At 41.7% G+C, this 21767-nt stretch carries 19 protein-coding genes; 6 read left to right on the forward strand and 13 right to left on the reverse strand.

Annotated features, from left to right (window positions below; all coding sequences use genetic code 11):
• Positions 1–208: 208 nt before the first annotated feature.
• The 5 genes from parC to MKZ02_RS15615 all read right to left on the reverse strand — a co-directional run bounded on the left by parC (position 209) and on the right by MKZ02_RS15615 (position 7546).
• Complete coding sequence (gene parC, locus MKZ02_RS15595) at positions 209–2638, reverse strand: DNA topoisomerase IV subunit A (RefSeq protein ID WP_340854375.1); 2430 nt, start codon at positions 2636–2638, stop codon at positions 209–211.
• Positions 2639–2642: 4 nt separating this feature from the next.
• Entirely contained in the window at positions 2643–4613 is a 1971-nt protein-coding gene (parE, locus tag MKZ02_RS15600; protein ID WP_120030788.1) for a DNA topoisomerase IV subunit B, read from the reverse strand.
• Between the two features lie 226 nt (positions 4614–4839).
• The gene (locus MKZ02_RS15605) at positions 4840–5250 is read right to left on the reverse strand and encodes a CoA-binding protein (protein ID WP_120030786.1); all 411 of its coding nucleotides are present in this window, start codon (positions 5248–5250) and stop codon (positions 4840–4842) included.
• Between the two features lie 156 nt (positions 5251–5406).
• The gene (locus MKZ02_RS15610; protein WP_340854377.1) at positions 5407–5766 is read right to left on the reverse strand and encodes a winged helix-turn-helix transcriptional regulator; all 360 of its coding nucleotides are present in this window, start codon (positions 5764–5766) and stop codon (positions 5407–5409) included.
• Positions 5767–6247: 481 nt separating this feature from the next.
• Positions 6248–7546, reverse strand: a complete 1299-nt coding sequence (locus MKZ02_RS15615; protein ID WP_340854378.1) for a purine/pyrimidine permease — start codon at positions 7544–7546, stop codon at positions 6248–6250.
• A gap of 177 nt (positions 7547–7723) precedes the next feature.
• Between MKZ02_RS15615 and plsY the strand changes: the two genes are divergently transcribed.
• Entirely contained in the window at positions 7724–8305 is a 582-nt protein-coding gene (gene plsY, locus MKZ02_RS15620) for a glycerol-3-phosphate 1-O-acyltransferase PlsY (protein WP_340854379.1), read from the forward strand.
• Between the two features lie 168 nt (positions 8306–8473).
• On the opposite strand, the gene MKZ02_RS15625 is transcribed toward plsY, so the two are convergent.
• On the reverse strand, positions 8474–8965 hold the full coding sequence (locus tag MKZ02_RS15625) for a DUF523 domain-containing protein (RefSeq protein WP_340854381.1): 492 nt from the start codon (positions 8963–8965) through the stop codon (positions 8474–8476).
• Between the two features lie 114 nt (positions 8966–9079).
• Here MKZ02_RS15625 and MKZ02_RS15630 point away from each other — a divergent pair, with 114 nt between their 5' ends.
• The gene (locus MKZ02_RS15630) at positions 9080–9376 is read left to right on the forward strand and encodes a HesB/YadR/YfhF family protein (protein WP_120030777.1); all 297 of its coding nucleotides are present in this window, start codon (positions 9080–9082) and stop codon (positions 9374–9376) included.
• Between the two features lie 36 nt (positions 9377–9412).
• Here MKZ02_RS15630 and MKZ02_RS15635 read toward each other — a convergent pair whose 3' ends face one another.
• Together MKZ02_RS15635 and MKZ02_RS15640 are read right to left on the reverse strand one after the other, a co-directional pair.
• Positions 9413–9715, reverse strand: coding sequence for a hypothetical protein (locus MKZ02_RS15635; RefSeq protein ID WP_120030775.1), 303 nt, complete (start codon positions 9713–9715; stop codon positions 9413–9415).
• A 17-nt stretch (positions 9716–9732) separates the two neighbouring features.
• The gene (locus MKZ02_RS15640; RefSeq protein ID WP_120030773.1) at positions 9733–10155 is read right to left on the reverse strand and encodes an acyl-CoA thioesterase; all 423 of its coding nucleotides are present in this window, start codon (positions 10153–10155) and stop codon (positions 9733–9735) included.
• Between the two features lie 139 nt (positions 10156–10294).
• On the opposite strand from MKZ02_RS15640, the gene MKZ02_RS15645 reads away from it, so the two are divergent.
• Positions 10295–11431: a M20 family metallopeptidase gene (locus tag MKZ02_RS15645; RefSeq protein WP_340854383.1), complete on the forward strand. Its 1137-nt coding sequence runs from the start codon at positions 10295–10297 to the stop codon at positions 11429–11431.
• A 31-nt stretch (positions 11432–11462) separates the two neighbouring features.
• Positions 11463–13154, forward strand: a complete 1692-nt coding sequence (ggt, locus tag MKZ02_RS15650; protein ID WP_340854384.1) for a gamma-glutamyltransferase — start codon at positions 11463–11465, stop codon at positions 13152–13154.
• A gap of 82 nt (positions 13155–13236) precedes the next feature.
• On the opposite strand, the gene MKZ02_RS15655 is transcribed toward ggt, so the two are convergent.
• The 5 genes from MKZ02_RS15655 to MKZ02_RS15675 form a co-directional block, all read right to left on the reverse strand.
• Positions 13237–13374, reverse strand: a complete 138-nt coding sequence (locus MKZ02_RS15655) for an FbpB family small basic protein (RefSeq protein ID WP_120037708.1) — start codon at positions 13372–13374, stop codon at positions 13237–13239.
• A 244-nt stretch (positions 13375–13618) separates the two neighbouring features.
• Positions 13619–14566: a thioredoxin-disulfide reductase gene (gene trxB / locus MKZ02_RS15660; protein ID WP_120037706.1), complete on the reverse strand. Its 948-nt coding sequence runs from the start codon at positions 14564–14566 to the stop codon at positions 13619–13621.
• Positions 14567–14612: 46 nt separating this feature from the next.
• Positions 14613–14930, reverse strand: a complete 318-nt coding sequence (trxA, locus tag MKZ02_RS15665) for a thioredoxin (protein WP_340854388.1) — start codon at positions 14928–14930, stop codon at positions 14613–14615.
• Positions 14931–16397: 1467 nt separating this feature from the next.
• Complete coding sequence (gene acnA / locus MKZ02_RS15670; protein WP_120037699.1) at positions 16398–19118, reverse strand: aconitate hydratase AcnA; 2721 nt, start codon at positions 19116–19118, stop codon at positions 16398–16400.
• A 159-nt stretch (positions 19119–19277) separates the two neighbouring features.
• Entirely contained in the window at positions 19278–20219 is a 942-nt protein-coding gene (locus MKZ02_RS15675; RefSeq protein WP_340854390.1) for a magnesium transporter CorA family protein, read from the reverse strand.
• Between the two features lie 223 nt (positions 20220–20442).
• Between MKZ02_RS15675 and MKZ02_RS15680 the strand changes: the two genes are divergently transcribed.
• Together MKZ02_RS15680 and MKZ02_RS15685 are read left to right on the forward strand one after the other, a co-directional pair.
• Positions 20443–20739: a hypothetical protein gene (locus MKZ02_RS15680; protein WP_340854392.1), complete on the forward strand. Its 297-nt coding sequence runs from the start codon at positions 20443–20445 to the stop codon at positions 20737–20739.
• Between the two features lie 447 nt (positions 20740–21186).
• Positions 21187–21633 carry a DinB family protein gene (locus MKZ02_RS15685; RefSeq protein ID WP_340854394.1) on the forward strand — a complete coding sequence of 149 codons (447 nt, stop codon included), beginning with the start codon at positions 21187–21189 and terminating at the stop codon, positions 21631–21633.
• Positions 21634–21767 lie beyond the last annotated feature (134 nt).

The raw sequence follows: 21767 nt of genomic DNA on the forward strand, positions 1-21767 counted from the left end.
TCCCTTCTTAAAAATGAGTGACAGAAAACAGTCCTTTACAATCTATCAGAAGATCGCTCTGCAATCAACCGACCTAGGTACCCTTCTCTCTTCCCTTTAATTTTTAGAAAAAAACAAAAAGAAGCTGGATAATAGTCCAGCTTCTTTCAAAAGATGAAAAATAGACCTTGCGATATGCTAAAAAACTAGCAATGCTCGTCATCTGCTTTTATGATTCTTCTGCCTTTATATCTCTCCAAACAGCAATCACTTTTCCGCTATCATTTTCATCTAAAACAAACGTCCCATTCGAATAACGATCACTTCGCTTTAAACTCGCAAAATCAAATTGTTCCGTTAGGCCTTTTTCTGTTTGCAAAACAAATTGTGTCTCTTGTTCGATCAGTGTCAATCCAACAACACGGTGCGGATTTCCTTTTAATTCTCGAAGCATCACCACTCCTCTTGCTGCACGTGAAAGCGGCTCAAATTCAGTGGACTTCATTTTCTTGACAGCTCCGCGCTGCGTAACAAGCAACAAGTCTTTTTCTTCGTCTTCTTTCCATACTTCAAGGCTCACTAAATGGTCGCCGTCTTTCAAATTAATCCCCTTCACTCCTGCGGCTCTTGGCCCGACAAGGCTTGCTTCTTCCTCGGAAAAGAGGAGGCCGTACCCATAAAAAGTAGCCAAGAACACTTGATTCCTTCCATTTGTTACATGTACTCCGACTACCTCATCATCCTCTTTTAACTTAATAGCTGTCAGTGCCCGTGAATAACGCTGTACTTTATAAGCAGCCAATTCAGTGCGTTTGATCATGCCATTTTTTGTAGCAAACAACAAGTAAAGCGGCTCCTGGAAGTCCTTAACAGCAAAAACAGCGATAATCGATTCATCCTTTTCAAGAGTTACGAGGCTCGCCAGATGCTGTCCGAGGTCCTTCCAGCGAATATCGGGAAGTTCATGAACAGGTAAATACAAGTAGCTCCCCTTGCTTGTAAACACAAGCAGTACATCTGTTGTGTGAACCTCTGCCTTGTAAAGAAGGCGATCGGTCTCTTTCATGGCAAGATCCTTTCCGCCGGATGCCGAATAGGAGCGCAAGCTTGTTCGCTTAATATAGCCATCTTTCGTAACTGTGACGATGACTTCTTCATTTGGAATGAGCACTTCCAGGTTTACTTTTATTTCTTCGATTTCCTCTTCTATCACTGTTCGTCTTGTGTCGTTGTACTTTTTTCGCACTTCTTTTAATTCTTTTTTAATGACGCTTGTCAGCTTTTTTTCACTTGCCAGAATAGCCGTCAGCTGCTCTATCTCCGCTGCAAGTTCTTCTGCTTCCTTCTGCAGAGCTGTAATATCCGTGTTCGTCAACCGATATAATTGCAGGCTGACGATGGCTTCCGCTTGAGCTTCCGTAAAATCGAATGAAGCCATTAAATTATTTTTGGCATCGCGTTTATCCTTTGATGCCCGTATGGTAGCAATAACCTCATCAAGAATAGACAGCGCTTTGATCAAGCCGTCTACAATATGCTGGCGTGCCTTCGCTTTTGCCAACTCATATTCCGATCGCTTCGTAACAACTTCCTTTTGGTGACTTATGTAGGCATCGAGCAATTCAGGTAACCCCATGAGCACCGGCCGCTGATTATGAATGGCCACCATGTTAAAGTTATAGCTGATTTGCAAATCACTTACTTTATATAAATAATTTAAAATTCCTTGGGCGTCGCCATCTTTTTTCAACTCAATCACGATTCGGAGGCCAGTCCGATCTGTTTCATCCCGTACTTCTGCGATTCCTTCTACTTTGCGATCAAGACGGAAATCATCTATTTTTTTGACAAGGTTTGCCTTATTTACATCATAAGGAATTTCAGTAATGACAATTTGCTTTTTCCCACCGCGAATTTCTTCAATTTCGGCTTTTCCACGTACAATGATCTTTCCTTTTCCTGTTCTGTACGCTTTTTCAATGCCTTCAATTCCCTGGATAATACCGCCTGTCGGAAAATCAGGTCCTTTAATCACTTTCATTAAATCGGCTACTGTGCAATCAGGCCGTTCCATTCTCATAACCGCTGCATCGATCACTTCACCTAGCTGATGAGGTGGTATTTCCGTCGCATAACCTGCGGATATCCCCGTTGACCCATTGACTAACAAGTTAGGGAACCTTGCTGGCAAAACAGTCGGCTCTTCTGTCGTATCGTCAAAGTTAGGAATAAAGTCAACCGTGCGCTTATCGATGTCCTTTAGCAATTCTCCGGAAATAGCCGAAAGCCTTGCCTCTGTATAACGCATGGCCGCCGGAGGGTCACCGTCGACTGAGCCATTGTTCCCATGCATTTCCACAAGAAGCTGACGAAGCTTCCACTCCTGACTCATTCGCACCATCGCATCGTAAACTGAAGAGTCACCATGCGGATGGAAATTACCGATAACATTTCCGACTGTTTTGGCAGATTTCCGAAAGCCTTTTTCATGCGTATTTCCTTCTGTATGCATCGCGTATAAAATCCGGCGCTGTACCGGCTTCAATCCATCCCGGGCATCGGGAAGCGCACGTTCCTGGATAATATATTTGCTATAGCGCCCAAATCGGTCTCCAAGCACCTCTTCAAGCGGTAAATCTTGAAATACTTCTTTTTGCATCTACTTACTCCTCCTTGCCGACTGAAAGGTTCTCGTTTTCTAAAATATTGCCGTCCTCTTCCAGTCCAAAAGCAACATTTGATTCAATCCATTTCCGGCGCGGCTCCACCTTATCACCCATCAGTGTAGTGACACGGCGCTCAGCTCGGGCTGCGTCATCAATAAGCACGCGGATGAGCGTTCTCGTATCCGGATTCATCGTAGTTTCCCATAATTGATCGGCATTCATTTCACCAAGGCCTTTATAACGCTGGAGCATACAGCCTTTTCCTACTCGCTTCATTGTTTCCGAAAGCTCTTCATCTGTCCAGGCGTATTCCACTTTTTCTTTTTTTCCGCTTCCTTTGCTTACTTTGTAAAGCGGTGGAAGGGCGATATATACTTTTCCAGCTTCAATAAGCGGCTTCATATAGCGATAAAAGAAAGTGAGCAGTAAGACTTGAATATGTGCACCATCTGTATCGGCATCCGTCATAATAATGACCTTGTCGTAATTGGCGTCTTCCACGTTAAAATCTGGCCCTACGCCCGCACCAATTGCATGGATAATCGTATTAATTTCCTCATTCTTAAAAATATCAGCAAGCTTAGCCTTCTCCGTGTTAATCACTTTTCCGCGCAATGGGAGAACAGCCTGGAAGCGGCGATCGCGTCCTTGTTTGGCTGATCCGCCGGCTGAGTCACCCTCCACTAAATACAATTCATTTTTTTGCGGGTTGCGTGACTGTGCAGGCGTAAGCTTACCGGAAAGCACACCTTCATTGCGCTTGCGCTTTTTCCCGCTACGGGCATCTTCACGGGCTTTTCTTGCTGCTTCTCTTGCCTGAGCGGCTTTAATGGCTTTTTTAATTAACAATGAGCTTGTTTCCGGATTTTCCTCTAAGAAGTAGGACAGCTGCGAAGACACCACGCTGTCAACTGCCGACCGAGCTTCGCTTGTGCCGAGCTTTCCTTTCGTCTGTCCTTCAAATTGAAGCAGTTCCTCTGGAATACGCACAGAAACAATAGCAGCTAAGCCTTCACGAATGTCGGTACCTTCGAGATTTTTATCTTTTTCCTTTAATAGATTTACTTTGCGCGCATACTCGTTAAATACCCTTGTCATGGCTGTACGCGCTCCCGCTTCATGGGTGCCTCCATCCTTCGTCCGGACATTGTTAACAAACGACAGGATCGTTTCGGAGTAGCCGTCATTAAATTGGAAAGCAAATTCTACTTCAATCCCATTCTGTTCTCCAGCAAAGGACACTACCTGGTGCAAAGCATCTTTCTCTCCATTTAAATATTTAACAAATTCCTCGATGCCTTTTTCATAATAAAAAACTTCTTCCAGCTTTTGACGTTCATCTATCAAGCTGATCTTCATGCCCTTTAACAAAAAGGCCGATTCTCTTAACCGCTCACTTAACGTATCGAAATTATAATGAATGGTGCTGAAAATAGCCGGGTCTGGCTTGAAGTGGATGGTGGTTCCTGTTTTTTTTGTTTTTCCGATCTTCTCAAGCGTCGTTACCGGGACGCCTCCATGCTCAAAGCGCTGCTGATAAATAAAACCATCACGATGAATCGTCACTGTCAGCCACTCAGACAAAGCATTGACGACAGAAGCGCCGACACCATGCAGTCCGCCGCTCGTTTTATATCCGCCTTGTCCAAACTTCCCGCCGGCGTGCAAGATCGTCAAAATAACTTCCGGAGTTGGCTTTCCTAGTTTATGCATACCAGTAGGCATACCGCGGCCAAAGTCCTGGACGCTCACCGACTGATCTTTGTGGATAATGATTTTTATTTCGTTGCCGTAGCCGGCAAGCGCTTCATCCACTGAGTTATCTACAATTTCATAGACTAAATGATGCAGACCTCGCGTGTCTGTAGACCCAATATACATTCCAGGTCTCTTTCTGACCGCTTCCAGTCCCTCGAGGACTTGGATGGCATCATCATTATAGTCAAAGGTCACTTCTTTTTTTGTCACAAAAATTCCCCTTTCAGACTTCCTAGAGAAACAAACAAACGTTCGTACACTTTATTATATCATAAAAATTCCAATGCTTCATCTTCCCATTATGCCGGAAGTTTACAATTGTACTGTTCCGTTCTGCATTTTCCTCTGCCTTATTGTATGGTCAACATGCAATTTATGCAAATAGATAACAGTAAAAAACAAGCGGAAATGGACCGCTTGTTTCTTAGTTGCCCGCTTATTTAGTGAGGGCATGTTCCACTTTTATGCATCTATCCATAATGACGGTCTTGCCTTTTTCTTTTAAAAACTCATACGCTTCTTCATTAGCTACACCAAGCTGTGCCCAAAAAATCTCACAATCTATCTCAACGAATTCTTTGGCAATCTCCGGTAAAAACTCTGATCGGCGAAATACATTTACAATATCAACAGGCTCCTTAATATCTTTTAAGGAAGCCACCGCTTTTTCTCCCAGAACTTCATCAACAGTAGGGTTTACTGGAATAATTTTATATCCAGCTTGCTGCATCGCTTCAGAAACCATATAGCTTGTTCGGTTTGGATTATCACTTAAGCCGATGACAGCAATAGTCTTTGCCTTTTTTAGCAGCTGTCCCATTTCTTCTCTCGTTGGATTAGTAATCATAACTAACTCTCCTCCTTGCACTCAATAATTCGGCTTCTTTTAGCCATTCTCCTTCTATTACTTTTATTCCCTTCAAGCGACCACCGCATTCTCTTAAAGAAGGATCTTTTACATTTCATACTGCCAATCGATCCATCAGCTCCACTTGGATGGTACTTATCTAGCAAAAAGTTTAATGTTTTGTTTTCCCCATTCATACATCATCAAAACAATAGGCATTAAACTTTGGCCTAACTCTGTTAATGAATATTCCACTCTTGGAGGAACTTCAGGGAACACCCTCCGATGGACAATGCCACCTTCCTCTAACTCTCTAATCTGTGTAGTTAACACCTTATGTGTGATTCTTGGAAACAGCTGTTTAATTTCACTGAACTGCAAAGTGCCATCAGTCCCTAAATAATAAACAATGGTAATCTTATATTTGCCGCTGATAAGAGATAAAGTCAATTCTTTTTCACAATTAAACTGACCATTTTCTATCTTTTTTTGTATCTCTGACCGTAAATCGTTCATTTGCTGTTCCCACTCCCTGTATTTCTAAAAAAAGTATCCTTTTAGTAACATCTCACAAAAAAGTGCGTTCTTCCATAAGACAAAAGCATCTTTTAGAATAAATTTCAGTCAGGCACAACCATCACTAACTATCCTGTCCTAAGCAGCACATCTGACCTGATTGAATCAATCAACTTCTGTGGACAACGGGCAAAACGTCTGCACTTATTAGTACCAGGCTTCCTGGGAGTTTTCATAAGTGTTTTTCTACAGGATTATCAAAAACAAGGAGGTTCATTCATATGAACAAAATTACATTAGATGCAGCAAAAGAGATGATTGCAGTGGCTGAAGCAGCTGTTAATGTCTTTGACGCCAAATTTGCCTGAATAGAAGAAATTAAACTGAACAATCAATGAAAAAACGCTTTGGATAGCAGCAGCTTCCAAAGCGTTTTTTCGTTATTTCTTACACTAACCGGCGTTTAAACGATTAAAAATCCTTAACTGCCGAGCGTTTTCTTTCTAGCCGTCACTAATAGAAACTGCTCTACACAAATAGCGATAATTGTTCCAAAGATCAGCCCATTATTTAAAATAGAAGCAGCCGCCGCAGGAAAATTAGTAAAGGCAGCCGCAGGGACAAACATGACACCTACTCCTGCTAATAAAGAGACACCGGAAACAAGGCGGGCTCGTTCTTTATTTTTTTCTTTATCCATTTCAGCAAAAGCAAAACCAGCCATGCGAGAGAAAATTACGAATGTGACCGCATATCCAACTGGAGCTGGCAAGGAAGCAAGCACATTCATGACAGGTGGAAACACGCTCATTCCCACAACGAGCAGTGAACCGATGAAAAACGGCTGAATGGAAGCATTGCCTGTCTGGGCTACAAACCCCGCTGCTCCTGAAATAGGAACCGAACCAATGGCTGAAAAGCCTCCTCCGAGCATTTGGTTGATACCAGCCGCCACGCCAGCACTGCGATAACTACCTTTTTCACTTGAACCATCTAAGTGCATAATGACTTCTTCCATTACTCTAATCGAAGCAATCATATTAGCTGTTAACAAAAGTGTAATAAAAGCAGCTGTGACGATTGTGCCTGAGTCGAATAGCGGCGGGCCAAAAACAAACAAGCCCGGTAGATGGAACAGTTCTTTTCCTGAAGCAGAATGGAAGGGTGCCTCGCCAATAAGAAAGAATAGCAGCCAGCCGAAACCAAGTGAGATAATAACCGAATACTGTCGCATCCATTGAATGCGGTGCGCAGAAAAATAAAAGGCCGCTATCAAGGTGACGGCACTCCCTGCCATCACAAGCGGGCGAACGCTCTCCGTTTCATTCGGCAAGCCAAGCATTCCTTTCAAAAATGAACCGCTCAGCTGTAAAATAAGCAGCAATAAATAGATAAATGTTACTGTCGGGGTGAATAATTTAGCCATTTTTTCGAGCAAACCAAAAGCGGCCAGAAAAATAAAAATGATACCTGAAACGATCATTCCCCCTTCAAGGCTTTGCAGAGCCTGCTCCGTTGAAGAATAGATTGTGCCTGCAAAACCGGCGTAAATCGCAAAGACTCCCCACCATAGTCCGGCCGGCCCTTCATTAATAGGCAGCCGATGTCCAATTAAGGCTTGGATCATTCCGGAAAGCCCGAGCACAAACATCGTCCTCTGTACAAATTCCGCTGTATCTGCCGGAGAGAGATGAAATAAACCAGCAATAGCAATTGGAGCTACAAGTGAACTCGCCATCATAAAAAACAGCCATTGAACAGCACTAAAAAACAATCCCATATTTTCACCTGTTTCTTTCTGAAGTTAAATCTTTCCGTTTACTCAGCGTACGCTAATTTTTTTAATCAGGCAACGGAAAAATCTCCTCTTCTTATTCTATGCATGTTAAAATAAGAATCAGCATGTAAAAACTTTCATACATTCTATTGTAAAGGACAAGATTAAAGGAGTAAGTTTATGATTACTGGACTTATTATTTTACTAGCTTATTTACTTGGATCGATTCCTTCCGGCTTAATTATCGGCAAATGCTTTTTTGGCATTGACATTCGTGAACACGGAAGCGGCAACCTCGGTGCAACCAACTCGTTTCGTACACTGGGTGTAAAGGCGGGAATTGTGGTGACGCTTGCTGATATTTTAAAAGGGACAGCGGCGACTATGCTTCCACTCTGGCTTGATCCAGGCCTGAATCCGCTTATCCCCGGGGTTATAGCAGTAATCGGGCACATGTTCCCTGTATTCGCTAACTTTAGAGGGGGAAAAGCAGTCGCAACGTCAGGCGGCGTCCTGCTAGGCGTCGAACCGGTCATGTTTCTTGTTATCCTGCTTAGCTTTTTTATTTCACTCTATCTAACGAAGTATGTATCCTTATCATCGATTATTGTTGCTATCGTTGCTTTAACCTATGCGATTATTCTTCAAAATCCGCCGCTCATTATCGTTGTCGGTATGTTAGCCTTTTTTGTTATTTATCGCCATCGCGCCAACATCTCGCGGATTAAAAATAAGACCGAGCCCAAAATTAAGTGGTTGTAATCATTGTCATTCTCTTAATCGTTCTGCTTTTACAGTCAGGGGTAGGATGCAGACAAAAGCAGCGCAAGTTGCGGCAATAAACAGTTGCCCGCACGAGCGCTGCTTTTTCTTTTTTTATTATTCATCATCTACAACCTGCTAATCTCCATTTATATGGAAGGAATGATTTTAATCGATACTCGTGAAAGCATCCCCCTCTATTTCATCTAAAAGTTTTGACAGGTTTTCCTCGGAGATCACTTTAAAGCCATGCCTGTGAAGCAAAGCTGCGGTTACGCCGTTGCCAGCTATCTTTTTATTTCTAAATTCCCCGTTATAAATCATCGCGCTTCCGCATGAAGGGCTGTATTCTTTTAAAATAACAGCCGTTGCTTTTATTTCTTGAGCTTTTTTAAGGGTGTCATAAGCACCTTTTATATAAAGCGCTGTGACGTCCCTTCCGGACTTTTCCACTACTTTCGCCTGGCCATCAAGGACTGCTTCCCCATCGCCGCCTACGATTTCTGCTGGTTCTCTCGGCGTGGAGAAACCGCCAAGCAACTCTGGACATACAGCGATCGCTTTCTGGCTTTCCACCAACTCTCTTATCTTGCTGTATAAACTGTGTGAACCGTTATATCTTACTTCAAAGCCCGCTAAGCAAGAACTTACCAAAATCATTTTCTCACCTCTTGTCATTAAGTGGATTTGCCTTTCTTTTAAAATAGGCAGGCATCTGTTTTCATTATTTTCTGCATCCGTGATACACTTAGAAAAAGTAGAGGTGAATAACATATGCATATTCAAGTAGAGGCAAAGGCACGCTCATGGTTTGAAAACGAAATGGAAGTAAGTCAAGGTGACTATGTCCGTTTTTTCGTCCGTTATGGAGGCTCCAGCCCCCTTCATCAAGGTTTTTCACTCGGTGTCACCAAAGATGAGCCTGTGGAAATCGGAGCAAAAACCGAAATAGATGGCGTCATTTATTTTATAGAACAAAAGGATTTATGGTTTTTTGATGGTCACGACCTGCAGGTGAACTATAATGAAAAACTGGACGAGCCAAAATACGACTATGTAAAGCCCTCTTAAAAAGCGAAAAGGCCGCATGCTGCGCCTTTTCGCTTTTTATAATTGAAACTTTTCAATATGGCTTTGCAGCCCTTCTCTTTCTAAGATCTCTTTTTGCCGGTCTCCAAGCAGATCAAAGTGTGAATAGCCGTCTTTTCTTTTGTCAATCCACTCTTTTTTTAAGCCGTACTTTCTTCCCCAGCGGGCGAGCGTTTCTAAATCCTTGCACCCTACTTTTGTGACGGTACGACAATGGGGAAATCTTTCATCCAGCCAATAATGGGTTAAAAAAGCAATATTTCCATTGTCGATTTGCCGCTTCCACTCTGCCAGCTCCTGTTTATGTATGCCGAATGCCATTTCCTTCTCCTATCTTTCTATGCCTGCTTCTTATTTTCTTCGTATACTTTATGCCAGTCTGGAAACACCCGCTTCAGTGACACCGGACGGAATGTATCTTTTTTTACGACCGCATGAGAAGTTGTCCCCGTCAAACATACTTCTCCTTCTTTATTTTTAATTTCATAACCATACACAGTACGGACACCCGTATATTCTTCAATCCAAGAGTAAACCCAGGCTGTATCCCCATAACGAAACGGCTTTTTGTAAGAAAGCTGTATATCAAGCACCGGAGCTACATACCCTTCTTTCTCCATTTCAGCATAGTTAAAGCCTAAATCCTCAATTAATTGAGTACGGCCAAGCTCAAGCCATACCACATACTGGCCATGGTACACAACTTGCATGGCATCTGTCTCTGCATATCTTACTTGTACTTCTTTCTCTGAAATGAACATCTATCGAGTCTCCCTTTTGCAGTTTATCTTCTAATTTACTCAGTATATCTCAGCCTGTTGGTAAAATAAAGCATGTTTACACTTTCAGAAAAACAGGGAATCACTTAAGGACAGACATTAAGAACAAGGAGGGTTTCTTTTGATTGATTATCTTCACAGTAAAAAACAGGAAATGATTGATCTGTTAGAGACCATCGTCAATACAGACAGCAATTCTTACGACAAAGAAGGCGTGGATCAGGTAGGCGCTTTGCTAAAAAATAAATTCGAAGAGATTGGCATGTATGTTAAGGTACATCGACAAACTAAACAAGGGAATCACCTGGAAATTAAAGCAGAGCGGGAAAGTCAACCAAAAATTTTGATCGTCTCCCACATGGACACCGTATTCCCTAAAGGTGAAGCGAAGAAGCGGCCTTTTTCAATTATTGGAGATAAAGCCTACGGACCAGGTGTAAATGACGAGAAAGCAAGTCACGTTCAGCTTCTCTATGCGATGAAAGCATTAAAAGAAAGCGGATCAGCTGCTGTGAATAACGTTCATATCATCTTTAACAGTGACGAAGAAATTGGCTCGATTTCCTCTAAGGCATTAATTGAAGAAGCAGCAGCAGAAAAAGATTACAGTCTCATCGTTGAATGCGGGCGGCCGAATGACGGGGTAGTCACCGAAAGAAAAGGAGTCGGCCACTTCGTCATGAAGGTGCAAGGAAAAAGTGCTCATGCGGGTGTAGAACCAGAAATCGGCGTTAGTGCAATCGAAGAGCTTGCCTATAAGGTCATCCGCCTCCAAGAGTTAAATGATTATGACCAGGGACTGACGGTAAATGTTGGCCTAATTAAAGGAGGCACTTCCGTTAACACGGTGCCGCCATATGCGGAAGCAGAGATTGATGTCCGTGTAAAAAATAACGATCAGGCAATGAACATCACTAAATCGATTCATAAAATCGCCGGTGAAGAAGTCGTTCATGGAACACGTACCGAACTAAGCGGCGGTATTGACCGCCCTCCAATGGAGCGAACAGAAGAATCTGAAAAGCTTTTTAATAGGATACGAGAAACGGGCAAAGAGCTGGGCTTTGCTATTCACGAAGTCAGCACTGGTGGCGGATCCGATGCATCCTTTACAGCAGCAAAAGGCATTCCGACCATCGATGGTATGGGTCCTATCGGTGAATTTTCACATAGCGAAACAGAAGAATATACAGATTTGCATTCACTGGTAGACCGCACAATCTTGCTCGCAAAAACGATTGAGCGGTTATCCAAGTAACTAAGTAACTAAAAAATTTGAGGTGTAAATAATGGATATAAAAAATATTATAAAAAACCAAAAACGAGAAAACGGCGGTCAGCGCGCATGGGCAGATGGTGGAATGACTGCAAGTGCGACAGTGGAAGCATCTACAATTGGTGCTGATGTGCTAAAATCCGGCGGTAATGCAATGGATGCGCTGGCCGCCATGCAATTTGCGCTGGCTGTGTCGGAACCTTTTAATACTGGGCTTGGCGCCAGCGGCTTTATCGTCTATTATGATGCCAAAAAACATGAAACAAAGGTTATCCACGGTCATTCGAAAGCACCTAAGAATGCCCGAACAAATGTGTTTGTGAATGAAGATCAGGATGTCATTCCCTTTCTGGAGCGATCTACTCCCGGAACAGCCGTAGCGATTCCGGGTATTTTAAAAGCATTCGATAAAGCGCTGGCCCTTTACGGACGCAAAACTTGGGAAGAAGTGATCGAACCTGCTATCCATTTATCTGAAAAAGGTATAGAAGTGAATGACTTATGGGTAACGGCCATTGAAAGGTTCGGAAACCGCCTCGGAAAAGAAGCCAAAGCTTTCTTTTTTCCAGACGATGTTCCTTTAACTAAAGGAGAAGTAGCTATAAACAAAGATTTAACCCGGGCACTTAAAGAGCTTCAAAAAGAGGGTGTGGATTCTTTTTATAAAGGAGCAATTGCAAAAGCCATCGCTGAGGAAGTTCAGAAGCTTGACGGGTGCTTAGTATTAGAGGATCTGATTAATTATGAAGCAAAAATAGCTAAGCCGCTGCAGGCTGCTTATAAAGGATTTGATATCGTGGTGCCGAGCCCTCCAAATGGAGGTGGTTTTGCCCTTCTCTATATGCTTAAACTATTAGAAAAACTAAATATTGGTCAATACAGCGTCCGTTCATGGGAGAAGTATTATTTAATCGCTGAGACGCTGCGAGTGATGACTGCTGACAAACTAGCCTTTATGACTGATCCTGATCTGTACGATATCCCACTTGAAGGATTGCTTCACCCCGACTATCTGGATGAGCGCCTTCAGTTATATAATTTTAAATTCCGCAATGATAAAGTTGCGGCAGGAAACCCATGGAAATTTGATCAAAATAAACAACCGAGCGGCCTGATGGCGCAGGCTTTTGAGATCGGCTCAGAAACTACCCACTTTGTAGCTGTGGACAAAGATGGAAATATTGCTACCTGCACCTCTTCCCTTGAACATAATTTTGGCTCGGGAATCATGGTGCCCGGCTATGGATTCTTATTAAATAATGATATGACAGATTTCGATCCCTCACTTGGAGGAGTAAATAGTGTAGAGCCGAATAAATATCCGGTCAGCATGAAAACCCCGACGATGATTTTTAAAGATGGGAAGCCTTTCTTAACGCTTGGTTCACCCGGCGGTCCGACGATTGTCGCTTCCGTTCTGCAAACGCTCATCCATGTTATTAATTATGAAATGGACCTGAAAGACGCCATCGAAGAACCACGGATTTTCAATGGCACCGGCCCCTTAATCTGGTGGGAAGAAGGCATTCCTGAAGAAGCTAAACAAGTGTTAGAAAAGATGAATTATCAATTTGATCAGATTGCTCTGCCAATGGGCAACGTTCAGGCTGTACTGTTTGACCATCAGTCTAGTCAATTGTACGGAGCGAGCGATTCTTCAAGGCCCGGCATCCCTGTAGGCGTCAATCAATCCGAAGCTCATTAAATCAAAAAAGCGGTCCAACGTTACTATTAAACGTTAGGCCGCTTTTTATGTATAGTCAATCTCCGCGTAAGCCTTGAGATCCCTATTTCACAGATCTCCTTATTTCTAACCGCTCTTCCAATCTTTCCTCTATTTCTTTCATTGCTGTCGGATTTCTTAACAACTCACTTTTATTTTCTTTTACAAGCTCAGCAAATGATTTTCTTTGTCTTTTTCTCATAGTGTATGTCTTCCCTTCTTTTCAATCGTCATTATGACTATGTTACCCATAAACAAACATTCCTATACTAAATTTTCAAATAACTATGATAATTAAATGCGGCAGCTGCAAATTTTTTAGGAAAAAGCAATTATGAGGCACAAGATAAAACATGGCTCTAAAGTGAAAAATGTGCATAATTTTGTCATTAGGCATATAAAAAATAAGCTGGACGCAGATTTCTCCACGTCCAGCTATAATAAAATTATGAAAGAGATGTAGCTAATTGTTCTTTTAAATTCTCTACAAAGTGCTGAGCTTCAATGGCTGCCACACACCCGTCACCAGTAGCTGTGACGACCTGGCGAACGGCATCTTTGCGGATATCACCAATTGCATAAATGCCCGGAATAGCTGTTTTCATTCGGTCATCAGTAATAATCCACCCTTCTTCATCCGTGATTTTTAAATCTCTCACAAATTCAGATACAGGATTCATGCCGATATATTCAAATACTCCATCTGCCGGGAATGTAGTTACTTCACCCGTTTCAGTATTTTCCAGAAGAACAGCGTTTACTTTGTTTTCTCCAACAATTTCATTTACTACCGTGTTATAAACAACGTCAATCTTGTCATTTTTAAGCATGCGGTCGACTAAAATCGGCTGGGCTCTAAAGCGGTCCCGGCGATGCAGGACAGTCACTTTTTTAGCGAATTTCGTTAAGAAGACGGACTCTTCTACTGCTGAATCTCCCCCGCCTACAACGACAAGCTCTTTGTTTCTAAAAAATGCCCCATCACAGACTGCACACCATGAGACACCGCGACCCGAAAATTCCTCTTCACCAGGGATGCCCAATTTTTTATATTTAGTGCCTGTAGCGATAATGACTGCCCGTGCTTTATATGTTTGATTATCACTATGAACGACTTTTACATCCCCTTCATCTACAATGTCCTTCACATTAGCCTGTTCGTATTCTGCTCCAAACTTCAAAGCATGTTCAAACATGTTCTGTGCTAAATCCGGTCCAGCTATATGAGAATAACTAGGGAAATTCTCAATCTCCTCTGTATTTTGGAGCTGGCCGCCAGGTACTCCACGCTCAATCAGCAGCGTTTTCAAATTGGCTCTTGATGTATATACAGCCGCGGTCATGCCGCCTGGACCTGCTCCAATAATGATTACGTCATAAATTTTCTCACTCATCTTTCATACCCCTCTTTCCTCGGAAAATAAATCGTTTTGATGCCCGTTATAGATATTTAGAGATTAGGTCTTTCAACTTATCTTCTGGAGAAAAACCTAAACTTTGCTTAGCTACTGAACCGTTTTTAAAAATTAAAATGGTTGGAACGCTCATAATGTTAAACTTCTCGGCAAGCATGCCACTTTCGTCAATATTCACATCTCCAAATGAGACATTTTCCATGCTAGTGGAAAGATTATCTAAAACTGGTGCAATCATTTTGCAAGGCCCGCACCACGGAGCACCGAACTTAATAACAGCTACTTCATTAGAAGAAACAACCTCATCAAAATTAGATTCGTTAACAACCATTACCTTAGACATAAATTTTCCTCCTTGATTACTATTTTCATAGGGAAGCTGCCGGATATAAATAGTACGGACAGCTTTTATTCGTGCAGACCATTCATTTTCTTATCAGACTACGAGTTTGCTGACCACAAACTGTCTGCTTGTAATACTACAGAACATGCAATGTTTCATTGACATCACAGTTGCTGTTGTTATGTACAGAGTTTTCTCTGGATTAATAATGAACAAGCCACAGAGCGTAAGGTAAACAGGTCGGCACCCTTCGCTCCTCCTGTAGTCTCTCTTGCTGCTTTTTATATTCTGGACTTGCTTTTCTAGTTTAATTTTTGCTATTTTGCTCCCCTTTTCTTTGTTATGTTACTTGATCTCGCGTTTCATATTATCACAAATGTAAAATGATATTCAATATGTTTTTATATTAATTTTAATTTAATAGTTATTTTTTATCTAATTTTCTTCAGCCAAAGCCATTTCCTATGTAAAACCTTTTAACTGCGAGCCTCTCTTCCCTCTTTCCCTATTTATTGTACAGAGCTGTTCCTGCTTTGTTTGTGAAGTCCCCTTTTCAAGGAAGCGATAAGCGCACAATAAGAACGTTGCTATGACTGGAATAAAGACTTTTCTGCCTATAGTCCTTTTCTTTATAGATACATCATAGAAGAAGACAAGCTTCACCTTCCGCATCGTACAACCGCTTCTCCCCCTGCCTCTATAAATTCTGATCCAAACGTTAGATATCCAATTTCTTTGATGGATGCCAATGGCAGACTGACTCCTTACAATGAGAATTTCTTGTCTCAATGATAATTTCACTGGCTGATAAAGTATGAGACATTTTATCAACTGCTGAATCAACCCCATTAGGAGGGCCTGTGTACTAATGGACTGCCAAACAAACTTTTATACATTTAACACCATTTCACTCTTATCTTTTACAACAGAGTGACAGACATTAAATGCTATCGCTCTAGAAGGGTGGGCAATTAATTTCCTTTAAATGTAGCTTTCTTTTCATCTACACTGCCTACTTTTAAAAAAACCGATAGGGTGTTATCGTTCTCAGGAAGGGCAAAGAATGACTATTTTAACGTTGTGAATGCAGTTTCTGACGTTAAAAAGATAAATAAATAAGGCCATGAATCTTTTAATCGTGATGATTTGTTGCGAAGCAAAATGATAGTAGGAACAACAGAAGATAATCTATGGGCAAAGTAGCTGCATGCATCAAATAAGTAAACTTATCAGTCAGTGAATAAACAATGTCTTGTGTACGTCCCTCATCCAGTTTTTATTAACCTGTGCCGTTACAATTTCACCATTCCTCTTACATGCCTAATGATTGAATAGCATGGTCAGCCGCCGTTTTAAACAACTTATTTTCTCATGACGCAAATAGGACGAGCGAGGTTAAGAATAATATATACATAATAAATCAAAAAGGACCGGCAGATTTGCCGGTCCCTATCAAAAAGCTTCTTATTATGCTTTAATGTCTTGTAGCTTGCCGCGAAGCACCATTTGCAGGATGCCTCCGTTGCGATAGTAATCCACTTCTACATCAGAATCAAAGCGAACAAGAGCTTGGAATTGCTTCTTGCTGCCATCTTCATCAATAGCTGTCACTGTCACAACGTCACGTGGCTTCACATCGTCGTTTAAATCTACTTCAAAGACTTCTTTACCAGTCAAACCTAAAGTCGTAGCGTTTTCTCCAAGTTTGAATTGAAGTGGAAGCACGCCCATCATGACAAGGTTTGAACGGTGAATACGCTCATAGCTTTCCGCGATAACTGTTTTCACGCCAAGAAGGTTTGTACCTTTCGCTGCCCAGTCACGGGATGAACCCATACCATAATCTTTACCAGCAAGAACAACAAGGCCTGTGCCATCTTCTTGATATTTCATGCAAGCATCATAAATTGGCATAATTTCGCCTGTTGGCCAGTAAGTTGTAAAGCCGCCCTCTGTTCCAGGAGCCACTTGGTTACGAATACGGATGTTAGCGAATGTTCCGCGCATCATCACTTCGTGGTTACCACGGCGTGAACCATAAGAGTTAAAGTCACGTGGCTCTACCCCTTTTGAACGCAAGTATTTACCAGCAGGTGTATCTTTGCCGATTGCGCCAGCAGGTGAAATGTGGTCAGTTGTCACTGAGTCACCGAATTTACCCATTACACGCAAGCCCTTAAGTGCTTCAATCTTCTCAGGAACTGCAGACAATCCTTCAAAGAATGGCGGGTTTTGAATGTAAGTGGAATCGTTATTCCAGCTGTAAAGAGCCTCGTTGCTTGTTTGAATTTGATTCCAGCGTGAGTTGCTGTCAAATACACGCTCGTATTCTTTACGGAACAACTCTGGTGTTACCGCACGCTGTACGACTTCTTTTACTTCTTCTGTCTCTGGCCAAATGTCTTTGAAGAAGACATCTTTGCCATCTTTATCTTTACCGATTGGATCTTTAGCAAAGTCAATGTTAACCGTTCCAGCAAGCGCATAAGCTACAACCAATGGTGGTGAAGCCAGATAGTTTGCTTTTACAAGCGGATGGATACGGCCTTCAAAGTTCCGGTTACCGGAAAGCACAGATGTGACTAAAAGATCTGAATCGATGATTGCTTTTTCAATTTCTTCTTTTAATGGACCGGAGTTACCGATACAAGTTGTACAGCCGTAGCCTACAAGGTTAAAGCCGAGTTTCTCCATGTAGCCCATCAAGCCAGCATCTTGTAAGTAACCAGTAACAACTTTTGATCCTGGAGCTAATGATGTTTTCACATACTTCGGCACTTCTAGACCGAGTTCGACCGCTTTTTTCGCCACTAAGCCTGCAGCAAGCAGTACGTATGGGTTAGATGTGTTCGTACAAGATGTGATCGCAGCGATTGCCACAGCGCCTGTTTTCATTTCAGCTGTTTCGCCGTCAGCGAATTTAACTGTCGCTGTCTTATCTAACTCTTCAGGAGTCAAACCAAAGCCTTGGTTGCCTTCTGGCGCACTGATTGCTCCTTGGAAAGATTTTTGCATGCTGGAAAGCGGAATCAAATCTTGTGGACGTTTTGGACCAGACAAGTTTGGTTCGATTTCAGCAAGGTCTAATTCCACTACATCTGTGTAGACAGGATCTTCTCTGTCAGGAGTGAAGAACATATCATTTTCTTTTAAATATTGCTCTACTACTCTGATATGGCTTTCTTCGCGGCCTGTTAGACGCATATAGTCAAGGGACTCTGCATCCACTGGGAAGAAACCACAAGTTGCTCCGTATTCAGGTGCCATATTGGCAATCGTTGCACGGTCTGCAAGCGGAAGTTGAGATACACCAGGACCGAAAAATTCAACAAATTTGCCAACTACGCCCTTTGTACGCAACACTTGTGTTACTTTAAGCGCTAAGTCAGTTGCAGTTGCTCCATTTGGAAGCTCACCGATTAATTTAACCCCGATAACTTCAGGCACAGGGAAATAAGACGGCTGTCCAAGCATACCTGCTTCTGCTTCAATACCGCCGACACCCCAACCGAGAACACCGATACCATTGATCATTGTTGTATGGGAGTCTGTTCCAACAAGCGTATCTGGATAAGCTTCAAATTCGCCATTTGGAGTTTCTACCGCATGGACAACACTCGCTAAATATTCAAGGTTTACTTGGTGAACGATACCAGTAGCTGGTGGAACAGCACGATAGTTATCGAATGCTTTTTGTGCCCAGCTTAAGAATTCATAACGTTCGGCATTACGTTCAAACTCAAGCTCCATATTTCTTTCCAGTGCTTCAGGTGTACCGTATGTGTCTACCTGTACAGAGTGGTCAATAACAAGGTCAACCGGAATTTCTGGATTAATCACATCCGGATTGCCTCCCATATCTGCCATTGCTTTGCGCAATGAAGCAAGGTCAACTACAACTGGAACACCAGTAAAGTCTTGTAAGATAACACGTGAAGGCTTAAATGGAACTTCAGCATCTTTTAAGTCTGCCGCTCCCCATTTAGCCAGGTTTTCAACGTGGTCTTTTTTAATAACATAGCCATCATGCTGGCGCAGTACAGATTCTAATAATACTTTGATCGAATATGGCAGGCGGGATACTTTCGCCACACCCGCTTCCTCTAGAGCAGCTAAACGGTAATAATTATAACGCTTACCATCGAGCTCAAAATTTGAACGGGCATTGAATACATCATTGTTTGCCATCCCGATTCCCCCTCTTTTCATAAATATGTAAGCATAGCTGAAAGTGTAATAAAGATGACTCTCTGCTTTTCATACTATTTCATCATAATACAATCACTAACATAAGTAAATAACGATAATCGAATTGAGTTCAATAAGTATTTCTTATAATAAAGGCGGTTATTTAAAAAATGAATTTTTCTTTTTCCCGCGTAAAATATCTCCCATCCAGCCTTTCTTCAATAAGTATACATACAAAGCTAGCGTGGTAAGAGCAATCACCGCCCAGGAAAAAATATAACCAAGCTTCCAATCAAGCTCGGGCATATTTTTAAAGTTCATTCCCCAAATAGCCCCCCATGCAGCTACAGGTGTAAAAAGCGTTGTCAGCACAGTCAGGGTTTTCATAATTTCATTTCCCCGGTGGGTAGAAACTGTGTTCTCTAACTCTACCATGGCTTTCAATTCTTTATCATATTCATTAATTAACATATAAGCGCGTTCTATCCGCTTTGATGCTCTCTTAAAATGAAACCCTTTGGACACATCGTCGCCAAAAGTTTCTTCAATTCCGTATTTTATTTCCATTATAGGAATAATCAAATTTTGCCATACGAGAAGTTCGTGACGGCTTTTGGCTGTTTGATCGAGGATTTCTATATTATTCTTTTCCCTAATTTTCCAAAGCAAATCTCTCAAACGAATTTCAAACACGTCAATTTTTTCAAGGAAATGATTAATGAGCTCCCCCATCATAATCATAAATCCTTCTACCGGACATTCGGCCTCATCCATCTTTTTTCTCATTACATCCTCATCTACATTTTCAAGAATAGACAAATCTAAATCATCCGTAAATAAATGTTTTTTTGTTAAATAGAAGTGAAAAATTCGTTTGCCTTCCTTTTCTTCAACATCTTGAAAATAGACAAGCGAACCCCATAGGGCTTCCTTTCCTCTTTCACTTGTGTCTACTCTCAAGATACTAGATACATTTCTTTTTGTTTCTTCTGCCCATCTTTTATATGAATGATATTGTTCAGCGTATTTAGCCGCCTCATCCATTTGGGACTGCATGAGCTCATACCAGGACCATTGTCCATTATTAAAGGTATGCTCCATCTTCACTCCTCCTATAACTGATGCCTGCATTTTTTAATACCCTGCCTATAAGAAAAGAAAACGGCGTATAAGTAAAAAAATCTGCTTTTTTGAAGGCCACGTGTAAATAACCTGTGGGTTTTAATTTGCCCAAGTTTGGGTAATTATAATGCAAGAAGCAATACTAGCTTTTAAAAATATAAGAAAAGCTTAAAAGGCTCAAGTTGTAAGGAGGAATTCTGTTATGTTTGGAAGAAATACAGAAAAAAGTCAAGGCGGCGTCGGGGCAGGTTTAGGTTATATGCTTCTTGGAGCAGGAGCTGCAGCCTGGTGGCTTTCCAAAGAGGAAAATCGCAACAAATTCGACAGCCTGGTCAATACCGCGAAAGAAAAGATGAATATGGACGTCCAGCCTTCTACCGAAGAATTCCCTGTTTTAAAAGCCGGACATCCTCATCCTGACGATATTGCTGACAACAAAATGGTATCTGAAGGATCGCAATTCGGAGTGAAATATTACAACGAGAAAGAACAACAATAAATTTGGAAAAGACGGTGCTTGCTGCGCCGTCTTTTATTATTTATTATATTCACTTTACTTTCCTGGCGGCTATTCTTAACTACTTCCTTAACTGCTCTCGTCCCCTTTTGTTCTTCCTCCGGTGATTATAAAAATGCGGTTGATAGGCTATTTTCATTGAGGCAAAGCGATGCGCACAGATCGGCTTCAAGCATAGAATTGCGGGTAAGAAATGACTTAATTACCCTCACTGATAGATCTCTCGCAAGAAAAGCGATACAGCGCATGAAATAAAAATACTTTCTGAAAAGCCCACCAAATTGTGAAAGAGAAGAAGGATTTGTGAGAAAGTAAGTAGAAATCATTTCTTTCAAAGTAAAGATGCGGTAAATATCTAAGGAGTTATGTCATAAGGAAATAATAAGAAACAAAGGGGAAACTTAAATAATAGTATTGGAGGAGAAGGATATGCAACAGGTCATTGAAAGTATAAATCACTGGTTAATCAAGGTTCCAGAAGTGTTCAGTCATTTTTCAGAAGCAGAAGCGGCGCGACGACCTATGCCTAACAAATGGTCAAAAAAAGAGATACTAGGCCATTTATGCGATTCAGCCATTAATAATCTTGGAAAATTTATCAGCATTCAATATGAAAAGCAGCCCTTTCGCCTTACGCCCTATAACCAGAATCAATGGGTGGAGCTTCAGGACTATCAACATATAACAAGTGAAGAGATCGTACACCTATGGTGCAGCTTAAATAAAAAAATAATAAAAGTGATCGATCGGATACCTGACGAAAAATTAGCGTACCAATGCGACATAGGCAATAACGAACTTAAGACCCTTGAATGGCTCATTCAAGACTATCTTGAACATATGGAACACCATTTAAAAAACCAGATTTTCAATTAGAAGATTTGCACTTATCATTCAACCACTCTCTGTAACCCCGTTCCAAAATCAGAACGGGGTTACAGAGAGTTTAGAATTCAACCACCTTGTTATCATTGAACCAATCACTTTTTCTACTATAAATTATCCACATT

The sequence above is a fragment of the Pseudobacillus sp. FSL P4-0506 genome (genome assembly GCF_038003025.1).
GTDB lineage: Bacteria > Bacillota > Bacilli > Bacillales > Domibacillaceae > Pseudobacillus.